The following is a 14790-nucleotide window of genomic DNA, read 5'->3' as shown; positions in this document are numbered from 1 at the left end:
CCTTCCGATCAAGCACAGGAGTTGCCATGAACAGGATCGTGCGGACCGCCGCCAGCTTGGTGGCCGGGTGTCTGGTCGCTGTGGTCATCGCTCAAACCGGGAATGCGGCTGCCCGCAGTTTTTGGCCTGACTATGCCGCTGCAGAGCCGACAAAGGCCTATAGCTTGGCCATGCTGGTGGCGAGATTGGCGGTTGGCGCGCTCTGCACGGCGGTGGCTGGCTGCGTCACGACAATCGTTGCCAGAGATGGGCGGGCGGCATGGCTGCTGGGCGGTATACTTCTGGCGATCTCCCTTCCAATCCATCTCTTAAGGGTCTGGGCGGATTATCCGGCTTGGTATCATATCGTGTATCTGGGCTATCTGGTGCCGATCGCTGGGCTGGCGGGATTGGCCATGCAGCGCCTCTCTCTGCGGCAGGTGCGACCGCAGCCGCGCGTCACCCATTGACTCGAATACCGGATCAGCCGGTCGCCCAGCGAAAGGCGCGGTTGATCTCTGCCGGGATGTTCGCGTCATAGCATTTGCCGTGCGACAGGATGATCCGTTTGGGCGCCCATGCCAGCATTTGCACCGCGGCAGCGCGCACGCGATCCCGATGGCGGCGTGCGGGAAGACGGATGTCGATTGAGGTCTTGCCGCCCGGGCCAATCGAGCCGCCGGCGCGCAGGATCAGGCGGGTGATCGGATTGACGACGCGATCGGCCTCAAAATTCTGCATCAGGTCAGTCACGATCACGGTCGACGTCGGCCGGTGGAAAAAGATCGTTTCGATAAAACCGCCAAGATCAACCTGAATCTGGTCGATCTCTTCAGCCCAGGCCGCAGGCGCGGCGTCACCCAATGCGTGGGCAGGGCTGGGTAGCGTCGTGAAGCGTGGTGGCAGATCAGGCGACAAATGGCATTCGGCACGCGGGTTGGCCGCCGCCCAGTCGGCAATATGGGTGTAATGGAAGCTGTTGGGGGCGACGATCCAGCGAATTTCGCCCAAAGCCGCCAGCTGTGCTGCAAGCGCGGCGCTGAAATCACATGGGGAGTGAAGCCACAACGCCCCACCGATGCGGATCACGGTCATCCGGGTGGGGCAGGGCAATGTCAGTCCTGCCAGCCGATACCCAACTTCAGGTCCGTCGACGATCCACAGATTTTCGTCGAGCCGTAGCGGCTGTGATTGTGGCTGATATGGTCGATAGCCGGGGCTGCTCATCGTTGCAGACCCCGGCCAGACGAAAGAATCAGGCCGCCATTGCCCGACGGGCCAGTTCGCATTTCGACCAGATTTCGGACAGCGCGTTGACGAGCCGGTCGATATCGCCATCGGTATGGACGGGCGAAGGCGTAATGCGCAGCCGCTCCGTGCCGACAGGTACGGTCGGATAGTTGATCGGCTGCACATAGATGCCGTGATGCTCCATCAGCCAGTCGCTGATCATCTTGCACTTGTGCGCATCGCCCACCATCACCGGGATGATATGGCTGGGGTTTTCCATTGTCGGAATGCCGATAGCGTCGAGCCGACGGCGAACCTGGGCGACGCGCTCCTGGTGGCGCTCGCGCTCGATCGAGCTGCGCTTCAGATGCTTGATGCTGGCACAGGCACCCGCGGCAATGGCGGGCGGCAGCGCGGTTGAGAAGATGAAACCGCTGGCAAAGCTGCGGACGTAATCGCACAGATTCTTCGACGCTGCGATATAGCCGCCCATCACGCCGAACGCCTTGCCCAACGTGCCCTCAATCACGTCGATCCGGTCCATCAGGCCTTCACGCTCGGCAATGCCGCCGCCGCGTGGGCCATAAAGGCCAACGGCATGGACTTCATCGATATAAGAAAGCGCGCCGTGCTTTTCGCAAACGTCGAGGATTTCCGCGATCGGGCCGATATCCCCGTCCATCGAATAGACGCTTTCGAAGGCGACAAGCTTGGGCCGACCGGGTTCGACCATGCTGAGCAGCCGGTCGAGATCGGCGGGGTCGCTATGCTTGAATCGGTGGCACTCGGCGCGGCTGTGGCGCATGCCCTCAATCATCGAGGCATGGTTGAGCGAATCGGAGAAGATTACGCAGTTCGGCAGTCGCGCGGCAAGCGTCGACAGCGCCGCCCAGTTCGACACATAGCCCGAGGTAAACAGCAACGCTGCTTCCTTGCCGTGCAGATCGGCGAGTTCGGCTTCGAGCAGCACGTGATGATGGTTGGTGCCGGAGATGTTGCGCGTGCCCCCTGCACCCGCGCCACAGCTGTCCAGCGTGTCGTGCATCGCGGCGAGCACAGCAGGGTGCTGGCCCATGCCGAGATAATCGTTCGAACACCAGACGGTGACTTCTTTCACGCCGTCTTCGGTATGATGTTTCGCGCGCGGGAAGGCCCCAGCCTTGCGCTCTAGCTCAGCGAAGGTCCGGTAGCGGCCATCGTCCTTGAGCGTATCGAGCTCGGCCTGGAAAAATGCCTCATAGTCCATCAAATACCCCTCCCCGAAATCCTAATCTATTATGGCGGCTTTTGCCGCACTTGGTGGCGCCGGCTTAGACGCTGAAGCCCAGCGCCACATCTTCGCATCGCGAACTGGCAGTACCAGGAAAATATGCTCTACCAACCCCAAAGCCGCAAGCCCCGCGAGCAACGTGGCGGTCACTGCCGGGCCACTCGCGGCTGGTGCTGCTTCAGCGCTTACCCAGGCCCAGATCGCTGTGGCGGCACAGCCGATCACAGAGATGGGATAGAGCGCGCTGATCGACTTTTTACCGAAATAGCTTTTGAGATAGGCCAGATGCGCTGGAAAAATCTCGTCGCTCAAATTCGGCACGCCAAAGAACAGGTTGAACTTGGCGCTGAGCCGCAGGCCAAAGAGCAAAGCGAAGGTGAGCGGTGCCGATTGGTTGGGCTGGCCCCAAGTGATCGCCACGAGCAGCAGCAGATTGGCGGCGATCGCGATTTCGTGATGAATCACAGTGTTGGTCGCTGCCTTGAAGCGGTCCCAGCCAACAAGGCCAGGGGGGCAGGGAGTCTTGAGCGGGCCGGCGACGAAGCCCATCAGGAAGCCCATTTCATGCCAGCCCCAGATCAGGATCGCCGCGGCAAAGCCAACATAGGCACCCGACCAGCTGGTATCACCGCTCTGCCACCACACCACCGCCATGGCGATCATCGCGACCAGCCCGGCGAGACGGTGGCTCGTCTTGAAGGTCGATTGCGGTCGGCTATCGAGCCACACCACGGCGCCCGTGCCAATGAACCACATCAACAATGCAAAAAAGAGCGGCGGGATGGTCACCAGGCGGGCACCAGCCGAACATTGGCGGGCAGTGCGTTCTTGTCGACTGGATGCAGATAAAGGCGGGCGAAGTTGACCCCAGCCGCGCCGACCAACCCGATTTTCTTGATCGCGCCGATGATCCCGCCCTGCGCTTTGGCATCGTCGATTGCCAAAGCAATCTTGCGCATCCGCTCAAGCCCGGCGCGGAAGGCAGGGCTGTCGGTTTGTAGCGTCATGGGGAAGACCTGCTTGGTAATTTCCGAGCAAACGCGGAAGACCTGGAAATCATAATCCTTGGGATCAATGCCCAGCGCCTTGTGGAATTGCGGGCGATTATGATCGCGAACATACATCGTCGTATAAACGGCGACCAGGAAGAAGCGGACCCACAGCTTGTTGAGACCGGTGAGCAGCTTGGGATCGTTGCGCATCAGCAGCGCAAAGGCCTCGCCATGGCGGAACTCGTCATTGCACCATTCTTCGAACCAATTGAAGATCGGGTGGAAGCGCAGTTCGGGATGGCGCGCGAGATGCCGGAAGATCGTGATATAACGCGCATAACCAATTTTTTCAGATAGATAGGTCGCGTAGAAAATGAACTTCGGGCGAAAATAGGTGTATTTTTTGGTCTTGGTCAGAAAGCCGAGATCGACGCCAATCCCGGCATCCTTCAGCGTATCATTGATGAAACCGGCGTGGCGGCTCTCATCGCGGCTCATCAGGCGAAAGAGCTGCTTGATATCGGGGTTTTTGGCGCGTTTCTGAATCTCGGCATAGAGGATGCAGCCGGAAAATTCTGCAGTCAGCGAGCTCACCAGGAAATCGATGAATTCTTCGCGCAGGCCATCGGGGAGGCTTTCGATCACCCCGTCAAACTGGCTGGTGCGCTTGAAATGCAGTTTGTTGGGATCAGCGACCATTTCGGCGATCAGCTTATCCCATTCGGCGCGAACCGGCGTGACGTCGATCTTGTCCATCGCCACGAAATCGGTGGTGTAAAAACGCGGGCTCAGCACCGTGTTTTCCTTGGCAATCGCCATCGTATCTGGCGCAGCCTTGATCGGTGTGACGGCGTTCATACGGTCCTCCGCGGCGTGAAGCTGACTTCATAAAGTTCGGTCATTTCAAAATGACCGGCGAATTTGGTCCAGAGCCGTTCGATCGCGGTGGCGCGCTCGACCGTCGCAATCCGGTCAAACGTCGCGCTTTGGCCGAACGGGATCATGATCGGATCGCCATGCACCAGCACCTTGTCGCCCGGATTGATTGCAACGCCGCCGTCAAGTTCGACATGCGCGTGAAAATGCTCGTGGCTGTTTTCAATTTCGATCCGGCACGGTGTGTCAAACCGTGTCCGCGAAAAGCTTATCACCGGGCAGTCTCCGGGCGGGTGAGCAGATCAAGGAACGTTGCACGGTTCGTCGATCCAAAGGAATTAAGCTCGATTGAACGCCCTGTAACGGTATCCGTCAATGATAATTCGCCGTCTTTCCACAGCGTGAGATCAAATGGCGGTGTGGAGGTAATGCCCTGCATGCGCCGCTCCCGCGCAAGGCCGCGCATCACGCCGCGAATGAAGCCGCTATTGGTGCCGGGTTCGAGCAACAATGCCGTGCCGCCAGTGGTGACATCCTCAATCACCACCGCACCATCGGCGCGATCGGAAAAGCGCAGCTGGCGGCTGGCGATGGGTGCCACTTTCTGTTCTGCGCGCATCAGCACGGGGGATGCCGCGGGCGGCAATTGCATGATTCGCGCGGCGCTAGTGATCGCGATCGACGAAACCACCAGAAAACCGGCCATGATCAGCGCGCCCTTGGGAACGTCAACATGATGGGAATGCGGGGCGGTGGTCATGCGGCGACTGCCTGTTCTTCTGCCTGGGCGCGACGCGCGGCGGCTTCAATGGGGACGACGCGACCGTCGGTCTGGATCGACAGGCAGGCGCGCGCGAGCAGCGTCGCAACGGCATCGACATCGGGCACAGCGCGCATCATTGGCTGCGGTTCAACATAATGCCAGGCGCGGGCATGAGGCCACAGTGCCGCATAGCCAAGCCGCTGTTCGCTGTTCAGCTTAATCGCCAGATCGCCGGTGCCGTTTGCGCGTTGGCGCAGATCGACATTACCGATAATCCCGAGCGGCAGATTGATGCACTTGGGGAGCGCAACGCCGAAGCGGAGCACAACGCGACGATCGGTGAGCGTATAGATCGTCGACCGTGCCACGGCCCAGGCGAGCAGGTGCAGCAGCGCCAGGCCAACGATCATCCCGCCGATGGTGATTGCAACGCCGGCCAGATCAGATGGGGCTTCAACCCCGCGCCACAGCGCTGCACCAAGGGCGAATACCGTCAGCGCAGCGAAATAGGCGGCAACCGTGCCGGTGTGAAAAGCCGTCCGGGCCAGCACGCGCCAATTGGGCGCGCCCTGCCAGATGATCGTCTCGCCCTTGGGGAGCAGGCCCGGCAGACCCGGAACCGGCTCCATTTCATATTCCGTCATCATATCAGGGGCTCCGAACGATCGGCGGTCGCATAGAGATAGCCGCCGCCGAAATAGGCCTGAACGCGCTCCTCTTCGTACAGGGTGATGACGCCAGTGCCTTCGATGGCCGGGGCATCGGCGAACTGGGCAGCGGTGATCGCTGTGGTGGTGACAGTCTGGCGGAAACGGCTGACCGAGGCGACCGTCATCGGCATCAGCACTTGGCGGGCACCGGTATCGACCTGGAGATAGCGGATCATGCGATCGGCCTTGTCGATCCAGATATCGCTGACCGTGCCTGCTTTTTTGCCATCATAAGCGACAACGGCATAACCGCGTGGGTCTGCATCCTTGCGTTCAAGGAAGAAGCCTTCGGCGGTGCTCAGCGGCACGATGCGGGCATGGCCTTCCCAATCGAGATCGGGGCGTTTGGCGCGCTCAGCAAAGGCTGCCGGGCCGACGCCATCGACCAGCGGGTTGCCGGTTGGCTCGATCGGGGCACCTGCGAACCAATCGGACTTGCGCGCGCCGGGCACCTGCACAGGCTCACGGCCCTTGGTGGGGGCGGTGACAGTGCCATGGCCGAAGGGCAGCTTGAAGCTCTTGGTCGGTGCGGTCAGGATCAACCCGCCTTCACCTTCAAGTCGGCCAGTCAGCTCATGCTCCAGGGGGTAGCCCTCGCGGCGATCCTCCCGGCGCAGATAGATGACCAACCCCAGGAAAAAGAGGAAAAAGGCGTTGAGAACGATCAGCGCCACGTCGATCCCTTGTGTGACTTGTAAGTGCATCAGAACTATCCTTCACATATCCGTCAAATGGGGAATTCGGTAAGGCCGAAGCGTGGTGCGGGCTTGGCTTCCCGACCACGAACCAGCGGCCCGAGTGCCACCAGAGTCGCCAACAACAACAAAATTTCAAAGCAATAGACAAACGCATAGCCCGTCGTCGGTGCTGCCAGCGTTGCACCAAGTTCGCGCGCCGTTGCCGCTGACGAGATCAGATCCCGCGCAAAAGCGCCGATCGCGATCGCGAGGCCACCACAGGTCGCCTGCACCGCGCCCCAGGCACCGAGCGCAAGGCCGCTATGTCCTTCATCGGAGATGCTCATGGCCGCAGTGAGGGTGCCGACCGAAAACAGTCCAGCACCAAAGCCGATGATCGTCGCGCCAATTGCCAGCAAGGCGGGCACACCCATCGGTCCAGCGAAAATAACGAACAGAAAGGCCCCGATACCGGCAGTCGCGCCGAAGCCGGCCAGCCGATGCGGCTCTCCCCCCTTGCTGAGCGCGCGGGCGGCAAGCGAAAAGCCAGTGAGCATCCCGAGCGCCCAAAGCGCGGTCAGCGACGTGGTCGCGCCCACGGACAGGCCCAGAATCTGGCCACCATAAGGCTCCAGCAGCACGTCCTGCATGCTGAACGCTGCCGAACCAAGGCCCACCGAGACCAGCAGCCGCATCGTCTTGGGGCGGGCAATGAAGATCTTCCAAACCTGCTTGAAGCTGGGCGCGTTGCCGCGCTCGGTCGTCGCCGCGCGGTTGCGCGCTTCCTGCTTCCACAGGGCGATGATGTTGAGCACCACCGTCAGCACCGACACCGTCGACACAATCTGGACCAGCCGGGTGGCGGAGAAATCCTTCAGCAACTGGCCAAAAACCAATGCACTGATCATCATGCCGAGCAGCAGCATCACGTAAAGCAACGCGACGACACGCGGCCGGGTTTCGTCGGTGGCGAGATCGGTGGCAAGCGCCAGGCCAGCGGTTTGCGTGGTGTGCATGCCGGCGCCGATGAACAGAAACGCCAATGCGGCCGCAATCTGGCCGCTGAACGCAGGGCCTTGGCCACCGCCCGACATGACAAGCAGCGCGAAAGGCAGAATCGCAAATCCGCCGAACTGCAGCAGCGTCCCGAACCAGATATAGGGTACCCGCTTCCAGCCGAGCAGCGAGCGGTGATTATCCGATTTATGGCCGATCAGCGCGCGCAGCGGCGCGAATAACAATGGCAGCGAGACCATCGCCGCAACGACCGACGCCGACATGCCAAGTTCGACGATCATCACCCGGTTGAGCGTACCCGTCAGCAGCACAGCGGCCATACCGACCGAGACCTGGAACAGCGACAGGCGCAGCAAGCGGCTGAGCGGCAATTCTTTGGTCGCCGCATCTGCAAAAGGCAGGAATTTGGTGCCCGCCTGCATCCAGAACTGAGTCGTGCGGCCAGCCTTCATGCCGTCAACACCTCCAGGGCATGGCTGGTATAAAATCCCCCTGAAACCTTGCGATCCCGGCCAAGTTCGGCGGTCGGCATTGCGTTTTTGATCAAGGTACGGATCAGCCGTTCACGGACCGGGATGATCGCAGGCGAGCGATCGCTGCTCGGGAACAGCCGGCCCATGCCGAGCGCGACCATCAGCAGCGGAGTCTGTGGCGCGAAGGTGAAGACTATCGATCCACTGGTGCGATCCGATAGGCTGCGCAGCACTTCGACGATGTCGAACGCTTTGTAGTGGATGAGCGAATCCATCGCGACGACATGGTCGAACCGACCCAGCGACGGATCGAGCATGTCGCCGACGCGCCAATCGATGTTGAGCTCCGCTGGCGCACGCTTGCGGGCGATCTCGACCAGGCTGCCAGCGACATCGATCGCGACGACTTCTGCGCCACGTTGCGCTGCTTCCACGGCCAGCGCACCGGTGCCGCAACCAGCATCGAGCAGTCGCTTGCCGGTCATGTCGGCGGGCAGCCACGACAGCAAGGTATCGCGCATTTCATTGCGACCGGCCCGCACGGTCGCGCGAACGCCGCTGACCGGCGCATCGCTGGTCAGCTGTTCCCAGGCCTTGCTCGCGGTCTTGTCGAAATAGGTTTCGAGCTTGCCGCGATAGTCAGAATAGGTCGCTGTCTGCGTCATTCGAACCCCAGAAATTCAAAAATATCGCGGTCCTTCATCGGCATCGCTTCAAGCGGATCGGTCCCGGCCCAAAGCTGGGCGGCGAGCCGCTTATATTCGAGGCAGGCTGCATCGACGGCGGGCGACGAGGGCATTTCGAACAAGGTGCACTTCTTCAGCCGCGAGCGACGAATCTCGTCGAGGTCTGGGAAATGCGCGAGGCGCTTCAGGCCCGTGGCCTCGTTGAAACGGTCGATCTCGTCGGTCGCGGCGGAACGATTGGCGATCACGCCGGCCATGCGGACGTCATAGTTTTTCGACTTCGCCTTGATGGCAGCAACAATGCGGTTCATCGCGAAAATGCTGTCGAAATCATTGGCGGCAACCACCACCGCGCGCTCGGCATGCTGCAAGGGGGCGGCGAAGCCACCGCACACTACGTCCCCCAGCACGTCGAAGATCACGACGTCGGTTTCTTCGAGCAGATGGTGCTGCTTGAGCAATTTCACCGTCTGGCCGACGACATAACCGCCGCAGCCGGTGCCGGCGGGCGGGCCGCCCGCTTCGACGCACATCACGCCGTTATAGCCCTCGAACATATAGTCTTCTGGGCGGAGTTCCTCGGCATGAAACTCGACGGTTTCGAGCACGTCGATCACCGTCGGCATCAGCTTTTTGGTGAGGGTAAAGGTGCTGTCATGCTTGGGGTCGCAGCCAATTTGCAGCACGCGCTTGCCGAGCAGCGAGAAGGCAGCGGACAGGTTCGACGAGGTCGTCGACTTACCGATGCCGCCCTTGCCATAAACCGCGAAGACCTTCGCATTGCCGATGCGGTCGGCGGGGTCCATGCGGACCTGGACGGAGCCTTCGCCGTCGGCGCCGCGAACTGGTGGGTCGAGAAGGGCCATGTGTTTGTTTCCTTAAGCCGCGACAGCCACGACACCCTCGAGACGATCCTCGAGTTCGTCGCTGGCGGCGTGGAGGGCTGCGAGCGTAGCTTCGTCTGGTGACCAGTAATTGCGTTCAACCGCCTCGATCAGGCGATTGGCGACACGCGCCGAGGCGCGCGGGTTGAGCGCGGCGATGCGCTCGCGCATTTCAGCGTCAAGCACATAGGTTTCGCTGATGCGTTGATAGACCCAAGGGTCGACCTCGCCCGTCGTTGCAGACCAGCCCATTGTCGTGGTGACATGGCCTTCGATCGTGCGGACGCCCTCATAGCCGTGCTTGAGCAGGCCTTCGGTCCAGACCGGGTTGAGGATCCGGGTGCGGGTTTCGAGCGCGACCTGTTCCTGGAGGCTGCGGACCTTGCCAGAGCCTTGCGTTTGGTCGCCGATATAGACGGGGGCGGTGGCACCACCCTTGGCACGGGTGACGGCACGGCTGATGCCGCCCAACGTATCGACATATTGGTCGATCGTGGTGATGCCGAGTTCGACGCTTTCGAGGTTCTGATAGGCGCAATCGACGGTCTTGAGCGCGGAGGCGAGGATTGCGGCCTGGCGGACGGGCACGCCCTTGACGCCGTACGCAAAGCCCTTTTGCCGCTCGAAACTGTCAGCGAGTTCATTGGGGTCGGTCCAGGCGCCGTCGTCGATCAGCAGATTGACGTTGGCACCATAAGCACCCTCGGCGTTCGAGAAGACGCGCAAGGCGGCGGTTTCGAGGTCGCAGCCATGTTCTGCCTGATGCGCGAGCGCGTGGCGACGGACAAAGTTCATCTCCTCGGGCTCGTCGGCCTGGGCGGCGAGCAACGCGGCTTCTGCCATCATGCGGGTTTGCAGCGGCAGGAGATCGCGGAACACGCCCGACAGGGTCACGATCACGTCGATGCGTGGGCGGCCGAGCTCTTCGAGCGGGATGAGTTCGGCCCCGGCGAGGCGGTTATAGCTGTCGAAGCGCGGGCGTGCGCCGATCAGCGCCAGCACCTGGGCGATCTGCGCGCCCTCGCTCTTCAGGTTGTCGGTGCCCCACAGCACCATGGCGACGGTTTCGGGTAGATGCCCTGAGTCCGCAACGCTGCGATCGACCAGCCGCTGGGCCTGTTCCGCACCGTCCTTGACTGCAAAGGCAGAGGGCAGGCGGAAGGGATCAAAGCCGTGGATGTTGCGCCCGGTCGGCAGGATTTCGGGCGCACGCAAGATGTCGCCGCCTGAGACCGGGTGGATATAGCTGCCGTTCAGCGCGCGGACGATGCCGTCAAGCTCATGGTTGGTCGCGAGCGCCTTGTCGAGCGCGGCCATGTCCTTGAGCAGCGGGGTGTCCGCCTTAAGCTTGCCGTCCACGAGCGCCTCGACCGTGTCGCGGCTGAGTGGCTGGTCGCGGCCTTCCGCCGAAGCAAGGATCATGTCGATCCGCTCTTCGCGGGTCGCGGCGAGGCCGGCGACATGGAGCCCTTGCGGGATAAGTTCGCGCTCAATTTCATAGAGCTTGGCGGCGAGCGTGGTGACGTCGCTGCCGTCAAGGTCGAGCGCCTCGGCCTGCACCGCGATCATTTCCGCGAGCGGTTCGGCTTGCTCGTCGCCGGGCTCCAGACTGCGCCAGCGATCAACCGATGCCTTCAGGTCGGCCAACCCCTTATAGACGCCCGAATTGGTGAGGGCAGGCGTCAGATAGCTGACCAGGGTCGCACCCGAACGCCGCTTGGCGAGCACACCTTCGGACGGGTTGTTGGCGGCGTAGAGATAGATGTTGGGCAGGTCGCCAATCAGGCGATCGGGCCAGCAATCGGCAGTGAGGCCGGTCTGTTTGCCGGGCATGAATTCAAGGCTGCCATGCGTGCCGAAATGCAGCACGGCATGCGCTTTGAAATCCTCGCGCAGCCAGCGATAGAAAGCGGCAAAGGCATGCGTCGGAGCAAAGCGGCCTTCGAACAGCAACCGCATTGGATCGCCCTCTATGCCGAGCGCGGGCTGGATGCCGATGAACACATTGCCGAACTGCGCGCCGAGGATCTGCACCGAGGTGCCATCCGACTGCAGCTTGCCGGGGGCGGGGCCCCAAGCGGCTTCGATTTCATTCAGCCAGGTTTCGCGGGCGACGATCGTATCGGCGCTGACCTTGGCATGGACATTGGCTTCGGTGCCATAGCGTGCCGCATTGCCGCCAAGGATCGCCTCGCGCAGATCATCGACAGTGGCGGGGATTTCAACGTCATAGCCTTCGGTTGCCAGCCGGGTGAGGGTGGCATGAAGCGATTCGAACACCGCCAGGAACTGCGCGGTGCCGGCAGCACCGGCATTAGGCGGGAAGTTGAACAGCACGATCGCGACTCGGCGATTGACCTCTGCCGAGCGGCGCAGTTCGATCATCTTGAGCACACGGCCGGCGAGTGCCTCGGCGCGTTCGCCGCAGCTTTCCATCTGGCGGACGGCGCCCGTTGCCGGGAAGGTGCAGCCACGCTGGCATCCGGTGCAGGCGGTGTCGGTCCCGTCCGAGCGGCCGCCGAACACCATCGGCTGCGTGCCGCCGTCAAGCTCGGGGATCGCGATCATCATCGTCGATTCGAGTGGGAGCAGGCCCTGGCGGTTGGCACCCCAGGCTTGCAGCGTCTGGAACTCGACCGGATGTGCGGCAATGTAAGGGCGATCGAGCTTGGTCAGGATCGCTTCTGCCGCAGCGGTGTCGTTATAGGCAGGCCCGCCGACCAGGCTGAACCCGGTCAGGTTGATAACGGCATCGACGGTAGACTTGCCGTCTTTCATGAAGAGTTGTTCGATTGCCGGGCGACCATCGAGCCCACCGGCGAAGGCGGGGATCACATCGAGCCCGCGTGCTTCGAGCGCGGCGATCACGCCGTCATAATGCGCGGCGTCCTTGGCAAGAACATAGGAGCGCAGCATCAGCACACCGACGGTGCCCTTGGTGCCGCGACGGCGCGGCAGATCGGACAGCTTGGCCGACATCCGCGCGGGAATAGCTGGATGATAGATGCCAACTTCGGGATAGTCGCGCGGGGCCGCCGCCTTCATCTTGCCGCGTAGACCAGCCCGCTCACCAGCGGCATAGCGGTCGATCAGCGCGCGGATGAGATCGACGATATTGTCGTCGCTGCCCGCCAGCCAATATTGCAGCGTCAGGAAATAGGCGCGCACATCCTGCGCGGTGCCGGGAACGAACTTCAGCAGCTTGGGCAGGCGGCGCAGCATTGCCATCTGGCCCTTGCCGGATGATGCGCCCGGCTTACCGGTGCCGCGCAGCTTCTTGATCATTGCAAGCGCGCCAGTGGCGGGCTTGTCCATGCTGTAATCGCCCATCCGCGTCAGCTTGACGATGTCAGCGGCGGACATCAGCCCGACAATAGCATCACAGCTATCGCGCCGAGCCTGCAGCGCGGGGAGGACGGCGCGGATATGGTCTTCCAGGAACAGCATCGTCACCAGGATGATGTCACCCTGGGCGATATCGGCACGGGCGGCATCGAGTGCGCCGGCCTTTTCTTCCCAATCGGCGGCCGCGTGAAAGTGGATGGTGACGCCCGGATTGGCTCGTTCGAATTGCTGTTGTGCGCGTTGAAATGCCCCCGACAGGTGATTGTCGAGCGTGATCACCACAACGCGAACCGGCGTGATCTGGGCGGGGGCATTAGCGCGCATAATGAGCCTTCGCGTCATAGAGCGTGTCGATCGTAATGGCGGCTAGGCCGTGCTCGGTGGCATAGCGCTCGGTATTGCGGCGTGCCTTGCCGCGGACGAAAAATGGAATTTTCATCAATTCCTTTTCGGCCTCAGCGCTCCAGCCGCGCGCCGCGATGACTTCAGGTTCGGCGACAGGCGGAAGCGACGCCTGATCCTCGATTTCAGGTGCGCTTTGCTCTGCCTTCGGCGCGGCACTGCCATGACCCAAATGACTGGCACCCGCGCTGTCGCTGAATTCGAAATCGTCGCGGAACATCGTCAGCAGATGTTCCTCCAGCCCCATCACCAACGGATGGACCCAGGTGTCGAACAGCACATTTGCGCCTTCGAACCCCATTTGTGGGGAGTAGCGCGCTGGGAAATCCTGGACATGGACGGGGGCCGAGATGACCGCGCAGGGGATGCGCAGCCGCTTGGCAATGTGGCGCTCCATCTGCGTGCCGAGGACGAGTTCGGGCTGGAGCGCGGCGATCGCGTCCTCGACCTCCAGATAATCGTCGGTGATCAGCGGCTCGACGCCATAAAGCTTGGCGGCATCGCGCAGGTCGCGCGCGAATTCGCGATTGTAGCAGCCCAGGCCGACGACCTCGAAGCCAAGTTCGTCGCGCGCCACGCGGGCGGCGGCGATGGCATGACTCGCATCACCGAAAATGAAGACGCGCTTGGCAGTGAGATAGGTCGAATCGACCGAGCGGCTCCACCAGGGCATGTTTGATTTGTCTAGCGCCAAGGCGGGATCGACGCCCGCGAGCGCCGCGACTTCGTTGACAAAATCGCGAGTCGCACCGTGACCGATCGGAATCGTGCGGACGGTCTTTTGTCCAAAGGTCTTTTCCAGCCAGCGCACCGCCGTGTCGGCGATTTCCGGGTAGAGCAGGATGTTGAAATCAGCCGCACCAATCCGCTTGATGTCGGCTGGGCTGGCGCCGAGCGGGGCGACCAGATTGATGTCGATCCCCATCGATGTGAGCAGGCGCGTGATCTCGATAATGTCGTCGCGGTGGCGGAACCCCAGTGCGGTGGGGCCGAGCAGGTTGACGCTTGGGCGGCGGCCTTCGCGCGGGGCGGGGCGGACATCCTTGTCGGCGATCGCGCGGACCAACTGGTAAAAGGTTTCAGCGGCGCCCCAGTTTTCCTTGCGCTGATAGCTGGGCAATTCGAGCGCGACGACGGGGATCGGCAGGCGCATCGCATCGGCCAGCCCTGCGGGATCGTCCTGAATCAGCTCGGCAGTGCACGACGCGCCGACTAACATTGCCTGCGGCTGGTAGCGCTCGAACGCGTCGCGCGCGGCCGACTGGAAAAGCTCGGCGGTGTCTTTGCCCAGATCGCGTGCCTGGAAGGTGGTGTAGGTAACCGGCGGGCGGTGATTGCGCCGTTCAATCATCGTGAACAGCAGATCGGCGTAGGTATCGCCCTGCGGCGCGTGCAGGACGTAATGCACGCCCTTCATCGCAGTCGCGATCCGCATTGCCCCGACATGGGGCGGTCCTTCATAGGTCCAGACGGTCAGCTGCATCGC

General features: G+C 62.1%; 14 protein-coding genes. 1 reads left to right on the top strand and 13 read right to left on the bottom strand.

Annotation, left to right across the window (positions count from 1 at the left end; genetic code table 11):
- Positions 1-26 precede the first annotated feature (26 nt).
- Positions 27-449, top strand: a complete 423-nt coding sequence (locus B7Y43_RS09580; RefSeq protein WP_374131420.1) for a hypothetical protein — start codon at positions 27-29, stop codon at positions 447-449.
- A gap of 13 nt (positions 450-462) precedes the next feature.
- On the opposite strand, the gene B7Y43_RS09575 is transcribed toward B7Y43_RS09580, so the two are convergent.
- From B7Y43_RS09575 to bchB, 13 genes are read right to left on the bottom strand one after another with little or no spacing between them, the layout of a single operon-like run.
- Positions 463-1206, bottom strand: a complete 744-nt coding sequence (locus tag B7Y43_RS09575; protein ID WP_374131419.1) for a DUF4336 domain-containing protein — start codon at positions 1204-1206, stop codon at positions 463-465.
- A gap of 28 nt (positions 1207-1234) precedes the next feature.
- The gene (gene hemA, locus B7Y43_RS09570; RefSeq protein ID WP_374131418.1) at positions 1235-2455 is read right to left on the bottom strand and encodes a 5-aminolevulinate synthase; all 1221 of its coding nucleotides are present in this window, start codon (positions 2453-2455) and stop codon (positions 1235-1237) included.
- Positions 2456-2476: 21 nt separating this feature from the next.
- Positions 2477-3268: a DUF3623 domain-containing protein gene (gene puhE, locus B7Y43_RS09565; RefSeq protein ID WP_374131417.1), complete on the bottom strand. Its 792-nt coding sequence runs from the start codon at positions 3266-3268 to the stop codon at positions 2477-2479.
- Positions 3265-4329 (bottom strand): magnesium-protoporphyrin IX monomethyl ester (oxidative) cyclase, encoded by a 1065-nt coding sequence (gene acsF / locus B7Y43_RS09560; RefSeq protein ID WP_374131416.1) that lies wholly within the window; start codon positions 4327-4329, stop codon positions 3265-3267. Before acsF ends, puhE begins: the two co-directional genes overlap by 4 nt.
- Complete coding sequence (locus tag B7Y43_RS09555; protein WP_374131415.1) at positions 4326-4622, bottom strand: hypothetical protein; 297 nt, start codon at positions 4620-4622, stop codon at positions 4326-4328. Before B7Y43_RS09555 ends, acsF begins: the two co-directional genes overlap by 4 nt.
- The gene (puhC, locus tag B7Y43_RS09550) at positions 4619-5107 is read right to left on the bottom strand and encodes a photosynthetic complex assembly protein PuhC (RefSeq protein ID WP_374131414.1); all 489 of its coding nucleotides are present in this window, start codon (positions 5105-5107) and stop codon (positions 4619-4621) included. The genes B7Y43_RS09555 and puhC overlap by 4 nt, the downstream gene beginning before the upstream one ends.
- Positions 5104-5757: a photosynthetic complex putative assembly protein PuhB gene (gene puhB, locus B7Y43_RS09545; RefSeq protein ID WP_374131413.1), complete on the bottom strand. Its 654-nt coding sequence runs from the start codon at positions 5755-5757 to the stop codon at positions 5104-5106. Before puhB ends, puhC begins: the two co-directional genes overlap by 4 nt.
- On the bottom strand, positions 5754-6524 hold the full coding sequence (gene puhA / locus B7Y43_RS09540) for a photosynthetic reaction center subunit H (RefSeq protein WP_374131412.1): 771 nt from the start codon (positions 6522-6524) through the stop codon (positions 5754-5756). The genes puhB and puhA overlap by 4 nt, the downstream gene beginning before the upstream one ends.
- Positions 6525-6547: 23 nt before the next feature.
- Positions 6548-7966 (bottom strand): BCD family MFS transporter, encoded by a 1419-nt coding sequence (locus tag B7Y43_RS09535; protein ID WP_374131411.1) that lies wholly within the window; start codon positions 7964-7966, stop codon positions 6548-6550.
- Positions 7963-8652, bottom strand: coding sequence for a magnesium protoporphyrin IX methyltransferase (bchM, locus tag B7Y43_RS09530; protein ID WP_374131410.1), 690 nt, complete (start codon positions 8650-8652; stop codon positions 7963-7965). Before bchM ends, B7Y43_RS09535 begins: the two co-directional genes overlap by 4 nt.
- Positions 8649-9539 (bottom strand): ferredoxin:protochlorophyllide reductase (ATP-dependent) iron-sulfur ATP-binding protein, encoded by an 891-nt coding sequence (gene bchL, locus B7Y43_RS09525; RefSeq protein WP_374131409.1) that lies wholly within the window; start codon positions 9537-9539, stop codon positions 8649-8651. Before bchL ends, bchM begins: the two co-directional genes overlap by 4 nt.
- A 12-nt stretch (positions 9540-9551) precedes the next feature.
- Positions 9552-13226, bottom strand: coding sequence for a magnesium chelatase subunit H (locus B7Y43_RS09520; protein WP_374131408.1), 3675 nt, complete (start codon positions 13224-13226; stop codon positions 9552-9554).
- Positions 13216-14787 carry a ferredoxin:protochlorophyllide reductase (ATP-dependent) subunit B gene (bchB, locus tag B7Y43_RS09515; protein ID WP_374131407.1) on the bottom strand — a complete coding sequence of 524 codons (1572 nt, stop codon included), beginning with the start codon at positions 14785-14787 and terminating at the stop codon, positions 13216-13218. Before bchB ends, B7Y43_RS09520 begins: the two co-directional genes overlap by 11 nt.
- Between the last annotated feature and the right edge of the window lie 3 nt (positions 14788-14790).

Source organism: Sphingomonas sp. 28-62-20, from assembly GCF_002281505.1.
The sequence above is the reverse complement of the archived record's forward strand: the minus strand, read 5'-3'. Positions and strand labels throughout refer to the sequence as shown.